The organism is Flavobacterium sp. 123, from assembly GCF_003634825.1.
Classification (GTDB): domain Bacteria; phylum Bacteroidota; class Bacteroidia; order Flavobacteriales; family Flavobacteriaceae; genus Flavobacterium.
The window spans coordinates 499,973-518,927 of the sequence record NZ_RBXD01000001.1 but is presented as its reverse complement, the minus strand read 5'-3'; the positions used below and the strand labels follow the sequence as shown (position 1 = coordinate 518,927).

The following is an 18,955-nucleotide window of genomic DNA, read 5'->3' as shown; positions in this document are numbered from 1 at the left end:
TAATTATATTTGCCCCAAAAATTTATTTGCTCAAAAGCAGATTACACAACTACCTTACATGAGTTCAGATACTTCAAAAAGATACGCACAGCGTGGTGTTTCAGCATCGAAAGAAGATGTGCACAATGCTATAAAAAATATAGATAAAGGATTGTTTCCTCAAGCATTTTGTAAAATTGTTCCTGATTATTTGACTCAGGATACAGATTATTGCTTAATCATGCATGCTGATGGAGCTGGAACTAAATCCTCTTTGGCATACATGTATTGGAAAGAAACAGCTGATATTTCTGTTTGGAAAGGCATTGCACAAGATGCTTTAATTATGAATATTGATGATTTATTGTGTGTAGGAGCTACAGATAATATTTTGCTTTCTTCAACAATTGGACGAAATAAAAATCTGATTCCAGCCGAAGTTATTTCAGCAATCATTAATGGAACAGAAGAATTAATCAAAGAATTAGACTCTTTTGGAGTAACGATACATTCTACAGGCGGTGAAACTGCTGATGTAGGGGATATTGTTAGAACTATTATTGTTGACTCAACGGTTACGGCTCGAATGAAACGTAGTGATGTCATTGATAATGCAAACATTCAAGCTGGTGATGTTATTGTGGGATTGGCTTCTTTTGGTCAGGCAACTTACGAAAAAAGCTATAATGGAGGAATGGGAAGTAACGGATTAACATCTGCACGTCATGATGTTTTCGGGAAGTATTTGGCAACAAAATACCCAGAAAGTTATGATGCAGCTGTACCAGAAGATTTGATTTATTCTGGACAAGTAAAATTGACAGATGAAGTTAAAAATTCTCCAATTGATGCAGGACAATTAGTACTTTCGCCAACACGAACTTATGCGCCAATTATCAAGAAAATTTTAGATAAATATACTTCTAAAGAAGTGCACGGAATGGTACATTGTAGTGGTGGAGCACAAACTAAAATTTTGCATTTTGTACAAAACCTTCACATAATAAAAGATAATTTGTTTCCAGTTCCACCTTTGTTCCAGTTAATTCAAGAACAATCTAAAACGGATTGGAAAGAAATGTATCAGGTATTCAATTGCGGTCACCGTATGGAAATTTACGTTCCTGAAGCTGTTGCACAAGACATTATTGCTATTTCAAAATCGTTTAATGTTGATGCACAAATTGTAGGTAGAGTAGAAGCTGCCAATTCTAAAAAGTTGACCATAACAAGCGAATACGGAACTTTCGAGTATTAAAAAAGTATCCTTTGCTGATTTTCAATCTTTTAATTTTTTAATTTTTCAATTTTTTTAAATGTACGAATTACTTTTTTGGAAATATAAAGAAGGAATCTATCTTAATCACCATTTGGTTTACGAAGCACTCGTAGAACAAGAAAGTGTTGAAGGCATAGAGGATCTTCCTGTTGATGTCATTATTAACAGAATTAACAGTGTGTTTTCAAACTGGGAAAAAGTAGACGAAAGCAGTTGGAAAAACACCACAGGAAAAAAAGGAGCTTTTCATGTTAAAACAACCCCTCAAAGCATACAAATAGATTGTTACGGAACCGAAGGAAAAACGATGAACCTTCTTGCTGATACTATGGAAGAATTTAAGTGCCCACTTTACGATCCACAAATTCCTGTCCGTTATGACGAAATGAATGAATAAAAAATAATTTCCCGAAACACTGACTCAACTCAATGTTTTAAATCTTCAATTAAAGTAATTATCCTACTAATTCTAATGTAAAAAATCTGTGTAAATACAGCTTCTAGGATCATAAATTTAGTCCTTTTACTTTAGACTTTTTACTTTAATTGTGACAAAACAGTAATTACAAATTAATTACCAGCACTGTTTTTGTGCTTGTATAAATGAATCCCCAAATGGAATTAAACCTATCTCAAAATACAATTCTTGAAGACGACATTGTTTTATTGCGCCCATTAGAACAAACAGATGTCGATAATTTATTAGAAATTTCAATCAACGAACCAGAAACCTGGGAATACTCTTTAGTTAGAGCTGATGGAGGCAAAAACCTAGAAAATTATATTCAACTTGCCATAAAAGCAAAAGAGACCAAAAAAGAATTTCCTTTTATCGTTTTTGATAAAAAATCAGGAAAATATGCTGGAAGTACTCGTTTTTACGATATTAATTTTGAATACAAAACCTTGCAATTAGGATATACTTGGTACGGAAAAAAATTCAGAGGAACTGGGCTAAACAAGCATTGCAAATTCTTGCTTTTACAATATGCCTTTGAAACCCTTGAAATGGAACGTGTTGAATTTCGTGCAGATAATAACAATCAAGTAAGTATTGCGGCTATGAAAAGCATTGGCTGTACTGTAGAAGGTGTCCTCCGAAATCATATGCCTACGCTAGATAGCAATGTTCGTAGAGATAGTATTGTGCTAAGTATTCTTAGAACAGAATGGTTTGAAAATGTGAAAAACAATTTGAAAAGAAAATTATAGTGAGAAAAGGGGAGCTAAATACTGTCTCCCCCTTTTTTAAAGCCTATTAATTGTCGATATTTAGATTGACTTTCTTGTAGTTCTTCTTCTAATTGTTTGTATTTGCTAATGTCTTTAATAGTAACTACAACAGCTACTACATTATTTTTTTGATCCACTAAAGGTCTTCCGCTGATAAGAACTCTCTTTTTTCTTGAGCACTAGGGTTCCAAAGAATAATGTCAACATCGTCTGTAGCTTCTCCATTGAATGCGCGTTCTATTGGTGAATTTTGAGATGGGAAAACCGTTTTTTCGTCAGGGAAATAGAGCTCAAAATGCGTGGTTAAATCGGTGGATATTTTATCGTCTTCTTCGATGCCAAATAAGGCATTGGCCATATCATTTGCTAAAATTACTTTTTTGTCTGCATTGGCAACAATAACACCTTCGCCAATATTCTCTACAATAAGTCTTAGTTTTTCTTCATTCTCATAAAGTTCATCAATTGCTTTTTGTTGTTCTCCTTCTAATTTGAGAACATCGGTAATATCACGTGCTACAGCATATAAAAGCCCTGTGTTAATATCAGGAGTAGCGGACCAATTGAGCCATTTTGTTGAGCCATCTTTACAAATCCATCGGTTACGAAATTCGATTGTTGCATTTCCTTTCTGAAGGAGTTCAATCTCTTTTTCAGTGCCTTCAACATCATCCGGATATACATATTTAAGGAAAGGATTACCTAATAATTCCTCCTCAGTATATCCTAATGTTTTTATCATTGTTGGGTTTACTTTTTCAAATTTATCTTTATTGGCAATAGCCATAATTTCTAATGAAATATTGAAAAAATTATCTGCTGCTTTTAAGGACATTTCGTTCTCGACTAATTGGGTTACATCACTAGCCACGGCATATAATAAACCTGTTGATAATTCTGGAAAAGTCGACCATTGTAACCATTTTATGGATCCATCTTTACAGATGTATCGGTTTTTAAATTGCTGTGTCACGGCTCCCGTTTTAAGTTTTCCAACTTCTTGTTTGGTGTTGCCTTTATCCTCGGTGTATACAAAATTAAGAAACGGTTGGCTTAATAATTCTTCTTCTGAATAGCCTAATATTTTAGTAGTTGCAGGGTTGACTTTAATAAATTTATCCAATGATGCAATAATCATCATTTCGGTAGACATTTTAAAAAATTGTTCGGAAGCAGTAAATGATTCTTCCATTTTTTTTCTTTCGGTTATGTCTGTCGAAATTCCTCCTATTGCATATATTCTTCCTGTTGAATCGTATAATGGAAATTTTACTGCTAGGTAAGTGTGTACTCCGTCTGCTTGTTCAATTATTTCCTCCGTTTTTAATTCTTTAAGGACTTTTACGACTTCCATATCAGAGTTTCTGGAAGCTTCTGCTACTTTTGGAGCTAAGAAATCAAGGTCTGTTTTACCTATAATTTTATCACTTGATAGATGAAACAAGGATTCATATTCTTTATTAATTAAAAGGTATTCTCCATTTAATTTTTTAATAAAAATAGGATTCGAAGTGTTATCTACAATAGATTGTAAGAGTTGTTTGTTCTCTAAAAGTTGTTTTTGAGAAAAGTTTTTTGCCCGAAGTTGCGCTCGAATAATAAAATAAACAATGACCAATAATATTATTGAAAGTATGAATAACGAAAGAGTTATTGTATCTAATGTTTTATCCAGAGTTACATTTCTTTGTTTATCAATTCTTGAAATGAAAATCCATCCCAATGCTACAACAACCAAAATATTAATTATAAACCCTAAGAATATTTTTGTTTCAAAAGAAATTTTCATGGCTTTATGGTATTAAATTCAGTAATAAATAAATTTAACAAACGGGAATACAGTTGCTTATATCTATTAAAGTTACTGAATTATCTTCAATTTTGAGTAAAAGCGGACTATATTTTATTGCTTTATAAAAATGAAATTAGGGAGTTGGTGTAGGTATTTTTTTAAGTTACCAAACCCACCATGGTGCCTTACTATTTTCTGCATATACAAGTAAATCAAAAACGGCATGAAGGATAAGCACAGGAATCATACTTTTTGAATAATAACGCAACAACCCAATTCCTACATAAGCACCAAATGACCAGAAGAAAAATGGCATTAGATCAATGTGGGATTCTGCTACTGGCGAAAGGAATAAACAAGTTTTATATGTTGCATTTGCAAAAGCAGTATAAAGTAAAGCAAAGTTTGTATTCAATATTGCAAGCCTTCCTTGAATAAAACTCCGAAAAACTAATTCTTCAAGCATTCCAATAGTTGCTGCTAAAAAAGCAAAACTTTTAAAAACTTCAGGAAGTGTTGTCATTCCGTTATCTCCTCTGTAATACATTGCAGCTGCAATTCCCATTTGAAGTCCAATAACAGTATAAAGCAATGTTTTTAACGTGTAAATGTTTCGAAATAAACGTCTGAACGAAGCTAAGGGCGAACTAATGCTACGACTCATAATATATGCAGTCATTAGAAGAGGAATTAATGCAATCGCTTTTGTTGGAAATGGATAAACGCTTAAGTATGCAAAAAAGGCTAATCCTACACTACATAACAAAGCTGCAAGTGCTGATTTTTGCGCTCGCTGAGATAGGTTTCGGATGTAAATAGAAGGATTCATAGTTTCGAATTTTTTTTGAAGGACCTTTTTAAAATCTTTTTATTAAAAACGACACTGAATAAAAACACTAGTGGAATCAATAACAACAACCAACCAGATCCAACACAAGCGCCACTATTAGGAACAAGAATACATCCAGGCAATGCTTTTTCTAATTCATGGACATAAGTACTGTCTTTCATGTTTGTTTTTGGAACGGATAAATAACGTAATTCGGTTAACGCTAAAAGAGTTTTTTTATCAGTTATAGTGTCTCTAATTACAAGTGCTCTGAGTGTGGGTAGTTTTTTCAAATAGGATAAGTCTTTGATTGCAGGACTTCCTTTTAGTTCTAGGACTTGCAAATTTTGTAAATGAGTAGCTATGGAATCAAATTCTTTTTGGGATGTATTACTTGGAAGTCCCAACCAATGCAAATTTTTATATTTAGAGAGAATATCAATATTAGTGTGATTTCCCGATAGGATTAGAACCGATAAATTTGCTAATTTATTCTGAATGGTTTCTAGATTGTTTGTGTAATCTTCGCAATCATATTGACTAATAGCAAGTTGCTCGAGATTTGGAAGTGGTTCTAAAAAAGTATAATTTCTTGGACAACCTATAATGCTTAGTTTTTTTAATTGTTTGTTTTGGTTAAAAAATATCGGATTTATTGACCTGATGTTTACGCCACTTAAAACGCATTGTTTCAAATTAGGCATAGCAGGTAGAGAATAACTAATAATAGAGTCTGATACGCTGATGTAAAGATTTTTTATTGTTTTCCAATGGGCTAATAGAGGCAATTGACGCTCCGGAAGTTGTGCAACAATAAATTCAGGTGTAAAAAAATCTGATTTTTTCAAATAGCTTTTCATCACATTCAAAGAATCGTTTTCTTCAAATGATAAAGCGGTATTTGGTTTCAAATGGGCTATTTTTTTTAAATAAGGAATATAGTTGTTTTTGATTTCTGATTGGAAATGAATCATTTTTAAATCCGAAATAGCGTACGGATCCATACTGCGAAGCCAAGGTAGCAAGTCTACTTTTTCTGAGATGATGATGCTGTTTATTTTTCCGTTTACAAAGACAAAGGAATTGTTAGAATCATCTACTTTAAGGGAATCTTTTTTTGCTTTATCAAAAAGGAGAATGATATCATTGTAGCTTAATAGATCTCCTTTTTCTGCAAGTACGGATGATTTGAGATTTTTTGTAGCGGTAAATTGTGTTAAACCATAGTTTTTGGATTGATTGGATCCATTTCCATTTCCATAAAAAGTAACAACAGCAAATCGATTTTCGTTTTTAAATTGATAAAAAATCCCAATCAATAAAATCCCAAGCAAGACAAGGAGCGCTTTAGGCAACCAGTTTGTACGTTTCGGTTTATTACTTACACTTTTTATATCGGTGTCCATAATCCTCAGTTTTGTGTTCTTTAATTCCTGATGTTCATTTTGGTTTTCTTCACCAATAAAACAGGTTTGTAAAATATAAACACCTAAGATAACAGCGATTTAGTACCGTATCTTTTATTGATCGTAATCTGGATTTGGGGATTGTTGGGATTTGTAATCCTTAACTAAAGCTAAATTAAAAAAAAAACACGAGTATAACAACTGAAAATCAGTATATTATACTTGTGCTCTTTTATGGGTTAATCTTCTGTTGGAAATAACCGCTTACTTTCCTAGAATTTTATTTATTGCTTTAATGCATTCATCCGTATCACTATGATTAGTGTCAATTGCGGTACTATTAGGATTATAAGGATGGTATTTTTTTAGATTTGAAACTGAAAAAAGACCAACAGTAGGTGTGTGTACTGCCGAAGCTAAATGCATAATGCCACTATCAGCACCTATGAATATTTCAGTATTAGCAATTACAGCACCAATTTCGCGAATATCTTTACTGTAAAATGTTGGGGCTTGAAACCCTATTTGAGAAACGTTTTCTACAGGTAAAACTTCAATGATATTATAATCAGCGCTATATTCTTTTTTTAATTTCTCATAAAAAGGAATCCACCAAGATTCTGGATAACATTTATTACCAGTTGCATAAGTGAAAATGCAAATTGTTTTGGTGTCATTTTTTACAATATCTTTTAAAATTTTATTTCCTTCAGCAATTTCTGAATCCTTTAATTTAAGATCTAAAAACGGTAGTGGAGTTTCATTTTTTGGATATCCTAATTTAGCTAAATAACTTCTAAAATTATAAATAGGGTATTTTGCAATGTGATCATAATCGCTGTTTTTTATGTTGTTATCATCACTAATGTCTCCGAAAAAATTATATTTTGCACTTGCAAACTGAGTCGATAATCGTCCAGACGAAGAATTTTGGTCAACATTAATTACTAAATCGTAATGCTGATTTTTGATTGTTATCCAAACTTTAAAATAGTTAATTAAGTTTTTGAAAGGCTTTTTTGGTAGTTCAATAACAAGATTTATGTTGTCGTAATTCTCAAATATTATAGGTGCTAAACCCCCTTTTACAAATAAATCAATTTTACATTCCGGGAAAGTAGCTGTTACTTCTTGAACAAGTGGTGTAATCAATAATAAATTCCCTAAACGTTGATTAGGTCTACAAATTAAAACGCGTTTGATTTCTTCTCTTGCGGGTAAATTACGGTTTTGATTTACAGAAGCGCCTATGTTTTTAGTTAAACCGCGCATGATACTTCTTCTATATACGTTGATGCTTTTTAAGATACTCATGGTTGTAAAAAATAGTTGTTTTTAGGGTGTTTATCTTTTTTTGAAAAACAAAAAAGGGGGCGAATTGTCTTTAAATAGATACTTAAACAGAACTTATAGTTGGGCAAAGTATTCGGCAAATGTACAATTTAGATGTAAATAATTTGGGCTTATTGGATAGAATTAAAAGAGATCAAATAGAATATTAGTATTAATTATTCATTTCTAATAAGGAAGCCAGCTCATGAAAACTTTGAAAAACAATGGCTCCTTCATTTTCTAATTCTTTTGGATTGGTATGATTTGCTAATCCAAAAACTTTGAAGCCACCTTTTACAGCGGCCATTATTCCTGCTTTGCTATCTTCAATAACAATACAGTCCTCAACTGCAATACCCATTTCTTGAGCGGCATATAAAAAGATTTCTGGTTCTGGTTTCCAACTTTTAATTTGATAAGAACTGAATATTTTATCTTCAAATTTTTCTAAAAGTCCAGTTGTTTTTAAGTTAAGATTAATTTTTTCGATAGGGCCGCTAGAAGCAACACAATAGGGGATTTTTAGGTTGTCGATAAATTCTATAACTCCTTCTACAGGTTTTAAATGTATTTTAAATGCTTCAAAACTTTTTTTGCGATATGTTGTTTCAAAATCATCAGGTAAAGTACTGTTTATAGCTAGCTCTATTTGTTGAAAGCAGTCTTTTAGCGAGCGACCATTGAAGTTTTTATAGGCATCTTCAAGTGACATTTCAAGCCCATGTTCTGAAGCCATGTTCAACAAAACCCTATTGCCTATAGCTTCACTGTCGACCAAAACTCCATCACAATCAAAAATTATGCATTTTATGTTTTTCATATAAAAATATACGGCTTGTTTTAAGAAGTGCTAATATCTGCTTTTTTGAATAAAATCAAATCTTTTTTTAAATACAAAACGTAACGCTTTTTGCAAAAAACTTTGCGAACTTTGTACCAAAATAATTCTATATGAAAATCAACCTTAAAAACGGAATCGATAAGCTCCTTTTCGGAATGAAACAAAATGACGTTAGTGCTATTTACGGAAAGCCAGATCGAAATTATAAAGACGAAGATGACAACGTTATTTTTTCTTACAATAAACTCAAAATGCGTTTGACTTTCTATCAAGAAGAAGAACTTAGGTTAGGATATATTGTGGCATCAAGTTCAGATTTAGAGTTGTTTGGAAAAAAAGTGATCGGTAAAAAAATTGGTGATATTAAAAAAGACCTAGCAGCTAACGGAATTACTAAATTTACTCAAGAAGAATTTGATACCTTCGAAAACTATTTTAATGAAGATAATTGGATTATTTTACAAACCGAATTTGATGAGGTTGTTAAATTTGAAATAGGTGCAATCATAAATCAGAAAGACGAATTTGATTGGAAATTCGGAAAAAAATAATTGAAAAACAAGAAATAAAAACCCGCTAAATTTATGTTTAGCGGGTTTTTTAGTAAAGATATTTTTTTCTTTTTCTACTATTTAGAGGCAGCTTTCATGGTTTCTAATTCGAAAATAAGAGTAGCGTTTGGAGGAATAACACCGCCAGCTCCTCTCTCACCATAAGCTAAGTTCGAAGGAATAAAAAGAATTGCTTTATCCCCTAAATTCATTAGATTCAATCCTTCTAGAAAACCAGGAATCATACCATCTTTTCTTCCTGCTTCAATAGGGAACGCTTGGTATCCATTTTGAGCAGCTCTGTTCGCATCGTATTTTCCATAAGCTTTATTAACTTCTTCGTAGCTACTGTCAAACAATGTTCCATCTTCAAAATAGCCAGCATAGTGAAAATAGTAGGTAGAACCATCAACTGGTTTTTCACCCGTTCCTTTTTGTGTGATTTTGTAAATAAGTCCCGATGGAGTAGTTGTTGCACCTGCTTTTTCAGCAGCAAAATAAGCGGCTTTTGCACTAACTACAGGTCCGTATTTCTCTAAGTATATTCTTTTGTTTTCTGCTTGAATAGCGGCTTGTTTTGCTTTGTTTTCTGCATCAATCAAAGCTTGCTTTTTAGCGTCTTCCGCTTTGTTAGCATAATAATCTGAAAAGACTTTTACGGCATCAAATTTTTTTGCTAAAGCTCCTTTTCTGATTACAACCATTTTAGTAATTACATCCTCTTGTGCAATACTGTTAACCACATTCATTCCTTGTGTAACATGACCAAAAACAGTGTGTTTTCCGTTTAACCAAGGTGTTTCTTTGTGTGTAATGAAAAATTGACTTCCGTTAGTTGCTGGGCCAGAATTTGCCATAGAAAGGATACCGCCTTTGTCATGTTTCAAATCCGTGAACTCATCTTTGAAAGCATAACCTGGACCGCCAGAACCAGTTCCTGATGGATCTCCTCCTTGTATCATGAAATCTTTGATTACTCTATGGAATTTTAGCCCGTCAAAAAAAGGCTTCCCTTTTAGTTTTTCATTTGTTACAAATGGGTTTGTACCTTCTATTAAACTGATGAAGTTCGCTACAGTAACAGGAACTTTTTGGTATTCTAATTGAATCACAATGTCTCCTTTGTTTGTAGACAGGTTTACAAAAATTCCTTCAAGAGCAGCTGGTGCTTTTACAACTGGTTTTAGAGCTGGTTTTAGAGCTGGTTTTACAGTAGTTTTTACCGCTGTAATTGTACTTGTTTTTTTGGCTGGTACTGTTTTTTTGGTAGTTTGAGCCTGAATGTTCAACATTCCGAAAAGCAATAGGAATAGCAATTTAAATTTCATTGGGTCTTAATTTAATTCTATAATAATAGTTTTTTTATTGTTGTGGATTTTCAATTAATTCCACTTCAAAAATGATGTTAGCATTTGGTGGAATAACACCACCTGCGCCCGCTTCACCGTATCCTAATTTAGATGGAATAAATAAAACGGCTTTGTCTCCAAAAGATAGTTTTTCTAATCCTTCTATAAAACCTGGAATCATTCCGTCTTTGCGACCGGCTTGAAAAGGAATAGGTTGGTAACCTTTTTGAGCGGCTCTGTTAGCATCATAAGTTCCAAAAGCTTGGCAAACACTTTCTATGCTGCTATCAAATAATTCTCCGTTTTCAAGAAAACCAGCATAATGAATGAATATGTTCTGACCTACAGCTGGTTTTTTACCAGTTCCTTTTTTAGTTATTATGTATTGTAAACCAGTTTTACTTTTTGTTGCTTTTGCTTTCAAAGCAGAAAGAGAAGCTACTTTTTGATCGCGAACAACTTTGTATTTTGCATCAAAAATTCTTTTATTTTCAGCATCAATAGCTGATTTTTTCTTTTGATTTTCAGCTTCTACAGTAAAATAATCACGGAATGTTTTTGCAGCGTCAAACTTTTTTGCAGCGTCTCCATTACGAATAATAGTTACTTTTACCATGTAGTCATCTTGCTTAATAGCGTTGACAACATCCATTCCTTTTTCAACCACATGACCAAAAATAGTGTGTTTTCCATCTAACCATGGAGTTTCAACGTGAGTGATGAAAAACTGGCTGCTGTTAGTTGTAGGACCGTTATTGGCCATTGCTAAAACGCCACCTTTGTCAAAATGCATATCAGAAAATTCATCTTTGAATTTGTATCCTGCATCACCAGAACCTGTACCAAGAGGATCACCACCTTGAATCATGAAATTTTCGATTACACGGTGAAATTTTAAACCATCAAAAAAGGGTCTGTTTTTTAAATTTTCATTGGTTACAAATTCATTTTTCCCTTCGGCCAAAGTCACAAAGTTAGCCACAGTTATTGGCGCTTTTTCATATTCTAATTGTACAATGATGTGTCCTTTGTTTGTTTCAATATCAGCATATAGACCATCAGGAAGATTGTTATGTTCTTCTTTGCAAGAATAAAGTGAAGCAATGATAGCGAATAGGAATACGATTCTTTTTTTCATTTCTAAATATTTATTGTGTTATAGTATCTTGGGATTTTATTTGAGATGTGATTTCGGTTTTCAATTCAAGCTCTTTTTTATAGGCAGCTTCAGACTTGAAATCACGAAGTGTAACGATGCATAATAAAGGCATATTAGTACCAATTTTTTTATCGTCACCATGATATCCATATCCCATTTGTGAGGTAAAAAGGAAATTTATTTTTTCTTTTTTATGCATTATTTTTATTCCGTCACGCAATCCCATCATGATATTTTGTTTGTCAACATAATACGTTTGAGGACCAACTTCTTGTTTAGTATAAATGATATTTCCCTTTAAATCTTTTATCTCATAATCAAAAAAAGCAATATCCCCTTTTTTAGGAGTGATGGTGTCTTTGATGTTTTTGATGGAATAGGCATACCAATACCCTTTAGCGGAAGCGATGAATTTTGTTTTAGAGTTTCTTTTTATGACAGCTTGAATCTTTCCTTCCTCACCAGCAATTAATTTCTTGTTTCGCTCGATTGATTTTTTCATAAACGTACCTGAAGCCTGCGAAATAGGTCTTCGCGCCTCTTGACTTTGCTTACAACTAGTAGCAACTACCGCTAAAACAAAAAGGATTGTAATAATCTTTCGGTATCCCATGGGTTTATATGCTTATGGTTTTTATTAAATTTTCAAATTTTTCGATTGTTTCATCCATTGAAACTTCTGATTTTCCACCTGCTGCATTGTGATGTCCTCCACCATTAAAATGATCTCTTGCAAATTGATTTACATTGAAATCACCTTGAGAACGAAACGAAATCTTGATTATTTTTTCTTCTTTATTTTCGATAAAAATAGCAGTAAAAATAATTCCTTTTATACTTAATCCATAGTTTACAATCCCTTCGGTATCACCTTTAACATGATCAAATGAATCAAGTTCATCTTGTGTAAGTGTTGTAAAGGCCGTTTTGTGTTCCGTAATGACTTTCATATTTTGAAGAGCTCTTCCTAATAATTGTAAACGCCCGAAAGAACTATTGTCAAAAAGGAGAGTTGGAATTACGGTATTTTTAACACCTAAATCAATCAAATCAGCAATGATTCGATGTGTTGTTCCTGTTGTTTTTGGAAATCTAAAAGAACCTGAATCGGTTAGAATTCCGGTATAAATACAAGTTCCTATTGTTTCGTCAATATCTTCTTTTTTGTCAAGAAATGAAATGAAATTGTACAACATTTCACAGGTAGATCCAAACGAAGTATCTGAATACATATAGGTGGCATAATCATGTGGTTTTTCATGATGATCAATCATCACAAAAGGCACTTTGAGTTTTGCCAGTGTATGCTCCATTTCTCCTACACGATGCAAAGCATTAAAATCTAATGTAAAAATTAGCTCTGCTTCTTCTAGAATTTTGGTGCAGTTTTCTTTGTTTTTTTCAAAAATTTTAACCGTATTTGCGCCAGGAATCCAATCTAAAAAATCAGGAAATTCATTTGGAGAAATAACGGTTGGTTGGTGATTATTTTTTAATAAAAAATGATACAAACCTAGGGTAGAACCCATCGCATCTCCGTCAGGACCGCGGTGAGGAATTATGGCAATTTTTTTCGGAGTTGATAATAACAACTTTATCGCTTGAATGTCTTGTATTTTCATAGTTTGCGAAATTACATTTTTTTAATGTAAAGTTGAAATCATTTAAATAATTAACACGTTTTTACGATCTTAGAAAAGGTCGAGTTTCTTGTGGTTGATTTTTTGGTACAAATGATATTTTGCTCCTTTTACAATTTGGGAATGATAAATCCCCACATTTCCAGATGAAAAATAAGCAAATAAACAGGCTAAGCCAATAAAAACGCCACTTTCTATCCCGAAAAGTTCCATGCCCATTACAGTGCAAGCTATTGGTGTGTGAGTAGCTCCTGAAAATACCGCAACAAATCCCATTCCAGCTAATAATGCTATTGGCAACGGTACAAAGACAGATAATGCGCTTCCTAAAGTGGCTCCTACAAAGAAAAGAGGCGTTACTTCGCCACCTTTAAATCCAGCTCCTAAGGTGAATCCAGTAAAGAGAATTTTTAATAAGAAATCATAAGAAGCATTTGGTGTTGAAAAGGAATCTACAATCATAGGAACGCCAAGACCAATATATTTTGTAGTACCAATTAGGTAAATAGTTATGGCAAAAATGGTTCCTCCAATGAAAGGACGCAAGGGTGAAAAGCTAATAATTTTCGAAAATAATTTAGCCCAAAAATGAGTGCTTTTAGAAAATAACATGGCTGCTAAACCAAAAGCAATTCCAAGTGGTATAATCAAAAGTAAATTAGTGATTGATATTTCAGGGACAATAGGAATACTATAATGCGTATGTTTTACATTCCAAAAGGCAACGGTGAAATAAGCAATATAAGCGGTAAAAAAGGATAAAAAAACACTTTTCAGATTGATTTTACTAAAGTATAAAACCTCTAAACTAAATAATGCACCAGCTAATGGAGTTCCAAAAACGGATGCAAAACCAGCACTTATTCCCATAATGATAAGTGATTTTCTGTCAGAATTATCTAGTTTGAAAATCCTTGTAAATTGATCAGATATTGCGCCTCCCATTTGTACTGCGGTACCTTCTCGACCTGCTGAACCACCAAAAAGATGAGTGATTAATGTGCCAATAAGTACTAATGGAGCCATTTTTAGAGGGATTGGTTTTTTAGGACTCTCGTATTCTTCTAATAATAAATTATTGCCTTTTACGACTCCGTTCCCTAGATAATGGTACAATAATCCTATTGCGAGACCTCCTATTGGTAAGAACCAAATAAGCCACTGATTGTGCTCTCTAATTTGGGTAACTTTTTCTAAGCTGACTAAAAAAAAAGCAGAAGCTGAACCTGAAAAAATACCAACCAATACACAAATGAAAATCCATTTGAATAGTAGAATGAGTATTGTTTTTGCTTTTTCTGAATTCATTTGATATAAATAACCGCTTTTTTACTTTTTGTAAGTTTCGATTCCAAAAATAGTTTAAAACGATGAAATCTTTAACATTTTATGGTAAACTTATAAAAAACAAGAGCCACAAATTCAAGAATTTTTGAATTTGTGGCTTTATGTTTGAACGGGATTCGTTTTATTTTTCTGAAGCTACTGCAGTAAATTCGATTTCTACTAAATATTCAGGAGCTACTAATTTGCTGATTTCATAAAAACCAGTTGTTGGTTTAATATCTTTAAAAAATGTTGCATGTGCAGTTGCAACTGCTTCAAAAGAGTTAATATCAGTTGTGAATATTCTTGTGCGAATAACATCTTTCATGCTTACATTCAAGTCTTCCAAGACTTTTTCTACACGTTCTAAAATATTTAAAGTCTGTGCATGAGCATCATCTGCCTTCACTTTTTCGCCATCTACAATTGCCACAGTTCCTGAAACTTCAATGATATTTCCTATTCGAACTGCACGACAATAACCCATTTTATCTTCCCATGGAGATCCTGTCAAGATGTTTTCTCTTTTCATTTTATTTTTTTTAAATTTTATTTTAAACTGGTTTTTAAGTCATTAAATCAGAATTATTATTGCGATTTAATTTTCGCAATTTATAAAAAATAGCAGAATAATGCACCGCATTTAAGGTTAAAAAAGGTTAAATAGTAAGCGCTATAAAATGTATTTGTTAAATTTTTGTTTCTGTAAAAATGGCTATATGTTTTGTTAAGAAATTTCTAATTAAGGATGCTTGCTGCATAATTATACTATTTTTGCTTTTTGTAGTATGATTTTTGTTTGAATAAATCAAAATAGATTAATCACTATTTATATAATATGAAACAGGCTTTATTATTATTTATTTGTATTATTAGTTTCGCATTTAATGGGAATGCTCAAAGTGAATTTAGTTCTAAATTTAAAGCGATTCCGCCTGTTAAATTTCCAGCAACACCAAAAAAAGTTATTCCTCCAGCAAGCAAGGATATTCCGTCAATAAAGAGTCCAAATGTTTTTAAAAATCCATCTGTTTTAAATCAAAATACTAATAAATCCTATCAATTAACGGAAAGCAAACCTTTTTCGATGATTAAAAAAAATGATTTTGTTAATCCTGGTGATGTTTATAAGGAAAAGATGGTGGCAGATTTAAATAAAACATTGAATGAAAACAATGCGCCGCTGCTCAAAAAGAATTTTGATTTTGGGGATTATAAAACTAAATCAGAATATTTAATTGTAAAGTATCGGGATTACATTTATGTAGATGGAGATTTGCTTAGAGTATATCAGAATTATAATGTTATTCGGTCAGAGTTATTTTTAGAAGGAACCTTAAAAGAGATTAAAATAGTCCTGAATCCAGGAATTAATAAAGTTGAATTTGAGGCTTTAAATACAGGTACAAGTGGAGGAAATACTGCCGAAATCCAAATTTATGATGATAAGAATAATTTGATAACTAATAATTTCTGGGATAATCTAGCTGCAGGATTTAAAGGTTCAATAATTATGATTAAAGAGTAGAAGTTGGTGTTGTGCTTGTATTCCATTTATTGAAAAATGGGTTTAAAACCCCAATTACAATATATTTTAATCACTTTTTATCATTGCTTTGTATTACTTTGGAATAAAAAGAATTTAGAAATTAAATTTCTCTTTTATCTGTATTGCAATATTCAAATGGAGAAGTACCTGAGATTTCTTTGAAACCTGTAAAGAATGAATTATAAGAAAGAAAGCCTACTTTCTTAGATAAATAATCTAAGGTATTCTCTTTAAGAAAATCCTTGTTTATAAGTTTTATTGCATCTTGAATCCGCACCATTTTTTTATATTCAGAAAATGAAATTGTGCAATGGTATTTGAATAAATAGGAAATATGGCTTTTAGGTATGCCTAACTTATTAGCTAGATCTACAATTGTTATTGTTGGATCTCTAAAGACAGTTTTAGAAATAGAAATTTTTTCTATTTCTTCAATGTATGTTAAAATATTAGGCTCTATCTTATTTCTTAATTGTATATGTTTTAAATTATTTATTTCGACTTTTGGATTTATATCCCAGATATGATTTAAGGCTAAATTTTCATTTCTGTTTTTATCAATTTTTTTATGAATCATAGTGTACCCATAAAGTATTTCTGGGGATACTAATATTTTAAATAAAACAAGAAGCCAAATCATCGCTGAAATCCATTGAAAACTAAATCCTCTCATATTGTTTTCATTTTGCAATTCATAAAATATGGCTACAAGAAGGCGTATTACTATAATCACAATTGCAAAAAATAGAAAATAAGTCCATTTACTGTTTATTATATTTTGTTTTTTGACTAGTTTAAGTGCGCCTTTTTTTACCCAAATATTCTGTTTTAGTAACTTATAACAAAGGATGGTATAAAGTACGGAATACATGAAAAATATGAGGTAGAGCACTAAATTAATTCCTTTATAATCGATTTTGAAATGGTGGAGATTGACTATAAAAATAAAAAAGGATATCGGAAAAATGATATGTAGAAATTCTTTCTTTTTGAATGCTTTGTTACTACTAGATAAATTTTTGAAATACAGATAAAAAAGAGGAATTATTATTAATGCAAAATTTGAATATCTCAAGCAAAAAGATTTAAACGATTCGTCTGATGTAAAATATACTAAACCTAATAAAAAATAACGAATTGAAATCGCTATGATTATTAAGATAATATAAATATTCATTGTACTATTTAATTTGTGATTTTTGGATACTAATGCAGCCGTAACAAAGCCAGTTAAACCAGTAATTAAAAGGATTAAATTTAGTATCATTTTTATAATTCGATGTTAGATAATTTATATTGTAAATAAACCAAAATATAGGTTGTAGCTTTTGCCGAAAATCAAAATTAGTATAAAATAATAGGTTCTTTTAGATAGTTACTAATTAATGAAAATATTTGCTTTATAAATTTATATTTTTAGTAGTCTATACCTTTATTCATTCTTTTTTATTCCAAAAACAATCTTTTTTAATAGAAAATTTGAGTTAATGAAAACTGGGAAGTTGTTACTAATAAGCTCATATTCTTCATGCTTTTTGACAAGGAAAAAATAATATTTAAAAAAAATAGTACCATTGCCAAAAAAATTCATGAAGTACCTAATATTACTTTTTTCAATCACTTTCCACGGACAAGTTTTGCATCATCAAATGCTTTCTTCTCAGGGTCAAACAACAAAAGCACCAAATGGCTTATTTGTTAAGCAAACTGTTGGTCAGCAGAGCATAACTGGAAGTTCTTCAAACGAGAAGTATGTTGTCATACAAGGATTTCAACAAAGTTTATGGGGCAAATACATTGCTTCTAATAAAATTGATTCTGTTGAGGATATCAAGACTATTACTTATCCAAATCCATTTACAACAAGTGTAAATTTTCAGTTTTCAAAGCCCATTACTGATGTTATATCTGTTTACATTTTTGACATATTGGGGCGTTTGGTTTATGAACAAAAGAAAAAAGCGGATAGTACAATTCTAACTATTGATTTGACAACTTTATCCTCTTCTGAATATCTGGTACGATTAAGTACTGCCAACCTGAATTATTATACTAAAATTATTAAAAAATGATGAAAAACTATCTACTGATTGCTACTCTAATTACGTCTTTTCAGTTATTTTCCCAAGAGGCATATTTTTTGACTGGGAATAATTTCACTAAATATATTTTTAAAACATCGGGTGAATCTATGACCACTAAACTTCAAGTTGGAACAGGTTCTACTTATGAAATAGGATATTCAATTCCTTTGAAATATCCAAAAGTATCGTATGCTATTAGTTTAACATTGGATGATTATAATGCTATAGCTGGATCTTCTGTAAGCAGCTACAGCTGGGATTCTAAATATGTTGGAGTTCAAAATGGTATAAGTTATAATTATCCAATTTCGACTAATTTTCAATTATTAGTAAATGGTGGTTTAAATTTTTCTACTATAATTTATGGAAAGCAAACTATAAATGGGGCTGTAAATGATTTGAAAACTCAAGATGAATTTTCAGGAATGCTTTTATTATCATTTATTAGACTTCAGACTAGATACAAATTAAATGATTATGGTTATTTAAGCCTGGGATATGGTTTTTCAAAAAGCTTAAATCCATTTAATCTCTCTCCGCAAAAATTATCATTTAATACCAATCAAATTCTATTTGGTATACATTTTAATATCAATAAAAAATAAT

The 18,955-nt window shown here is 31.6% G+C and carries 19 protein-coding genes; 7 read left to right on the top strand and 12 right to left on the bottom strand.

Features of this window, described 5'->3' with window-relative positions; translation table 11 throughout:
• Positions 1 to 58: 58 nt before the first annotated feature.
• The 3 genes from C8C88_RS02365 (at position 59) to C8C88_RS02355 (ending at position 2,470) form a co-directional block, all read left to right on the top strand.
• Positions 59 to 1,237, top strand: a complete 1,179-nt coding sequence (locus C8C88_RS02365; protein WP_121336600.1) for an AIR synthase related protein — start codon at positions 59 to 61, stop codon at positions 1,235 to 1,237.
• Positions 1,238 to 1,295: 58 nt separating this feature from the next.
• Positions 1,296 to 1,655 carry a hypothetical protein gene (locus tag C8C88_RS02360; protein ID WP_121336599.1) on the top strand — a complete coding sequence of 120 codons (360 nt, stop codon included), beginning with the start codon at positions 1,296 to 1,298 and terminating at the stop codon, positions 1,653 to 1,655.
• Positions 1,656 to 1,873: 218 nt separating this feature from the next.
• Positions 1,874 to 2,470, top strand: a complete 597-nt coding sequence (locus C8C88_RS02355; protein WP_199711380.1) for a GNAT family N-acetyltransferase — start codon at positions 1,874 to 1,876, stop codon at positions 2,468 to 2,470.
• Positions 2,471 to 2,627: 157 nt separating this feature from the next.
• Here the strand turns inward: C8C88_RS02355 and C8C88_RS02350 are convergent, their stop codons facing one another.
• The 5 genes from C8C88_RS02350 to C8C88_RS02330 form a co-directional block, all read right to left on the bottom strand.
• Positions 2,628 to 4,280 carry a PAS domain S-box protein gene (locus tag C8C88_RS02350; protein WP_121336597.1) on the bottom strand — a complete coding sequence of 551 codons (1,653 nt, stop codon included), beginning with the start codon at positions 4,278 to 4,280 and terminating at the stop codon, positions 2,628 to 2,630.
• Positions 4,281 to 4,446: 166 nt separating this feature from the next.
• On the bottom strand, positions 4,447 to 5,112 hold the full coding sequence (locus C8C88_RS02345; RefSeq protein WP_121336596.1) for a CPBP family intramembrane glutamic endopeptidase: 666 nt from the start codon (positions 5,110 to 5,112) through the stop codon (positions 4,447 to 4,449).
• Entirely contained in the window at positions 5,109 to 6,518 is a 1,410-nt protein-coding gene (locus tag C8C88_RS02340) for a leucine-rich repeat domain-containing protein (protein ID WP_121336595.1), read from the bottom strand. Before C8C88_RS02340 ends, C8C88_RS02345 begins: the two co-directional genes overlap by 4 nt.
• 264 nt (positions 6,519 to 6,782) lie before the next feature.
• Complete coding sequence (locus C8C88_RS02335) at positions 6,783 to 7,832, bottom strand: glycosyltransferase family 9 protein (RefSeq protein WP_121336594.1); 1,050 nt, start codon at positions 7,830 to 7,832, stop codon at positions 6,783 to 6,785.
• 190 nt (positions 7,833 to 8,022) lie between these two features.
• Positions 8,023 to 8,670: an HAD family phosphatase gene (locus tag C8C88_RS02330; RefSeq protein ID WP_121336593.1), complete on the bottom strand. Its 648-nt coding sequence runs from the start codon at positions 8,668 to 8,670 to the stop codon at positions 8,023 to 8,025.
• A gap of 131 nt (positions 8,671 to 8,801) precedes the next feature.
• Between C8C88_RS02330 and C8C88_RS02325 the strand changes: the two genes are divergently transcribed.
• On the top strand, positions 8,802 to 9,242 hold the full coding sequence (locus C8C88_RS02325) for a hypothetical protein (RefSeq protein WP_121336592.1): 441 nt from the start codon (positions 8,802 to 8,804) through the stop codon (positions 9,240 to 9,242).
• A gap of 77 nt (positions 9,243 to 9,319) precedes the next feature.
• Here the strand turns inward: C8C88_RS02325 and C8C88_RS02320 are convergent, their stop codons facing one another.
• The 6 genes from C8C88_RS02320 to C8C88_RS02295 form a co-directional block, all read right to left on the bottom strand.
• A complete protein-coding gene (locus tag C8C88_RS02320) occupies positions 9,320 to 10,570 on the bottom strand; it encodes a peptidylprolyl isomerase (protein ID WP_121336591.1) in 1,251 nt (416 codons plus the stop codon).
• A gap of 34 nt (positions 10,571 to 10,604) precedes the next feature.
• Positions 10,605 to 11,729 (bottom strand): peptidylprolyl isomerase, encoded by a 1,125-nt coding sequence (locus tag C8C88_RS02315; RefSeq protein ID WP_121336590.1) that lies wholly within the window; start codon positions 11,727 to 11,729, stop codon positions 10,605 to 10,607.
• 10 nt (positions 11,730 to 11,739) lie between these two features.
• Positions 11,740 to 12,363, bottom strand: coding sequence for a gliding motility-associated peptidyl-prolyl isomerase GldI (gene gldI, locus C8C88_RS02310; protein ID WP_121336589.1), 624 nt, complete (start codon positions 12,361 to 12,363; stop codon positions 11,740 to 11,742).
• Positions 12,364 to 12,367: 4 nt separating this feature from the next.
• The gene (locus C8C88_RS02305) at positions 12,368 to 13,372 is read right to left on the bottom strand and encodes a bifunctional oligoribonuclease/PAP phosphatase NrnA (protein ID WP_121336588.1); all 1,005 of its coding nucleotides are present in this window, start codon (positions 13,370 to 13,372) and stop codon (positions 12,368 to 12,370) included.
• A 69-nt stretch (positions 13,373 to 13,441) separates the two neighbouring features.
• Entirely contained in the window at positions 13,442 to 14,698 is a 1,257-nt protein-coding gene (locus C8C88_RS02300) for a voltage-gated chloride channel family protein (protein ID WP_121336587.1), read from the bottom strand.
• Positions 14,699 to 14,858: 160 nt separating this feature from the next.
• Entirely contained in the window at positions 14,859 to 15,248 is a 390-nt protein-coding gene (locus tag C8C88_RS02295) for a RidA family protein (RefSeq protein ID WP_121336586.1), read from the bottom strand.
• Positions 15,249 to 15,554: 306 nt separating this feature from the next.
• Between C8C88_RS02295 and C8C88_RS02290 the strand changes: the two genes are divergently transcribed.
• Complete coding sequence (locus tag C8C88_RS02290) at positions 15,555 to 16,244, top strand: hypothetical protein (protein WP_121336585.1); 690 nt, start codon at positions 15,555 to 15,557, stop codon at positions 16,242 to 16,244.
• A gap of 121 nt (positions 16,245 to 16,365) precedes the next feature.
• Here the strand turns inward: C8C88_RS02290 and C8C88_RS12860 are convergent, their stop codons facing one another.
• Positions 16,366 to 16,938: an AraC family transcriptional regulator gene (locus C8C88_RS12860; RefSeq protein ID WP_158588978.1), complete on the bottom strand. Its 573-nt coding sequence runs from the start codon at positions 16,936 to 16,938 to the stop codon at positions 16,366 to 16,368.
• Between the two features lie 916 nt (positions 16,939 to 17,854).
• Between C8C88_RS12860 and C8C88_RS02280 the strand changes: the two genes are divergently transcribed.
• Both C8C88_RS02280 and C8C88_RS02275 read left to right on the top strand, forming a co-directional pair.
• On the top strand, positions 17,855 to 18,337 hold the full coding sequence (locus C8C88_RS02280; protein ID WP_121336583.1) for a T9SS type A sorting domain-containing protein: 483 nt from the start codon (positions 17,855 to 17,857) through the stop codon (positions 18,335 to 18,337).
• A complete protein-coding gene (locus tag C8C88_RS02275) occupies positions 18,334 to 18,954 on the top strand; it encodes a hypothetical protein (protein ID WP_121336582.1) in 621 nt (206 codons plus the stop codon). The genes C8C88_RS02280 and C8C88_RS02275 overlap by 4 nt, the downstream gene beginning before the upstream one ends.
• The last annotated feature ends 1 nt before the right edge of the window (position 18,955 follow it).

Coding starts and splice junctions, on each gene's coding strand:
- C8C88_RS02365 (WP_121336600.1), top strand. CDS start 59: ATGAGTTCAGATACTTCAAAAAGATACGCACAGCGTGGTGTTTCAGCA.
- C8C88_RS02360 (WP_121336599.1), top strand. CDS start 1,296: ATGTACGAATTACTTTTTTGGAAATATAAAGAAGGAATCTATCTTAAT.
- C8C88_RS02355 (WP_199711380.1), top strand. CDS start 1,874: ATGGAATTAAACCTATCTCAAAATACAATTCTTGAAGACGACATTGTT.
- C8C88_RS02350 (WP_121336597.1), bottom strand. CDS start 4,280: ATGAAAATTTCTTTTGAAACAAAAATATTCTTAGGGTTTATAATTAAT.
- C8C88_RS02345 (WP_121336596.1), bottom strand. CDS start 5,112: ATGAATCCTTCTATTTACATCCGAAACCTATCTCAGCGAGCGCAAAAA.
- C8C88_RS02340 (WP_121336595.1), bottom strand. CDS start 6,518: ATGGACACCGATATAAAAAGTGTAAGTAATAAACCGAAACGTACAAAC.
- C8C88_RS02335 (WP_121336594.1), bottom strand. CDS start 7,832: ATGAGTATCTTAAAAAGCATCAACGTATATAGAAGAAGTATCATGCGC.
- C8C88_RS02330 (WP_121336593.1), bottom strand. CDS start 8,670: ATGAAAAACATAAAATGCATAATTTTTGATTGTGATGGAGTTTTGGTC.
- C8C88_RS02325 (WP_121336592.1), top strand. CDS start 8,802: ATGAAAATCAACCTTAAAAACGGAATCGATAAGCTCCTTTTCGGAATG.
- C8C88_RS02320 (WP_121336591.1), bottom strand. CDS start 10,570: ATGAAATTTAAATTGCTATTCCTATTGCTTTTCGGAATGTTGAACATT.
- C8C88_RS02315 (WP_121336590.1), bottom strand. CDS start 11,729: ATGAAAAAAAGAATCGTATTCCTATTCGCTATCATTGCTTCACTTTAT.
- gldI (WP_121336589.1), bottom strand. CDS start 12,363: ATGGGATACCGAAAGATTATTACAATCCTTTTTGTTTTAGCGGTAGTT.
- C8C88_RS02305 (WP_121336588.1), bottom strand. CDS start 13,372: ATGAAAATACAAGACATTCAAGCGATAAAGTTGTTATTATCAACTCCG.
- C8C88_RS02300 (WP_121336587.1), bottom strand. CDS start 14,698: ATGAATTCAGAAAAAGCAAAAACAATACTCATTCTACTATTCAAATGG.
- C8C88_RS02295 (WP_121336586.1), bottom strand. CDS start 15,248: ATGAAAAGAGAAAACATCTTGACAGGATCTCCATGGGAAGATAAAATG.
- C8C88_RS02290 (WP_121336585.1), top strand. CDS start 15,555: ATGAAACAGGCTTTATTATTATTTATTTGTATTATTAGTTTCGCATTT.
- C8C88_RS12860 (WP_158588978.1), bottom strand. CDS start 16,938: ATGAGAGGATTTAGTTTTCAATGGATTTCAGCGATGATTTGGCTTCTT.
- C8C88_RS02280 (WP_121336583.1), top strand. CDS start 17,855: ATGAAGTACCTAATATTACTTTTTTCAATCACTTTCCACGGACAAGTT.
- C8C88_RS02275 (WP_121336582.1), top strand. CDS start 18,334: ATGATGAAAAACTATCTACTGATTGCTACTCTAATTACGTCTTTTCAG.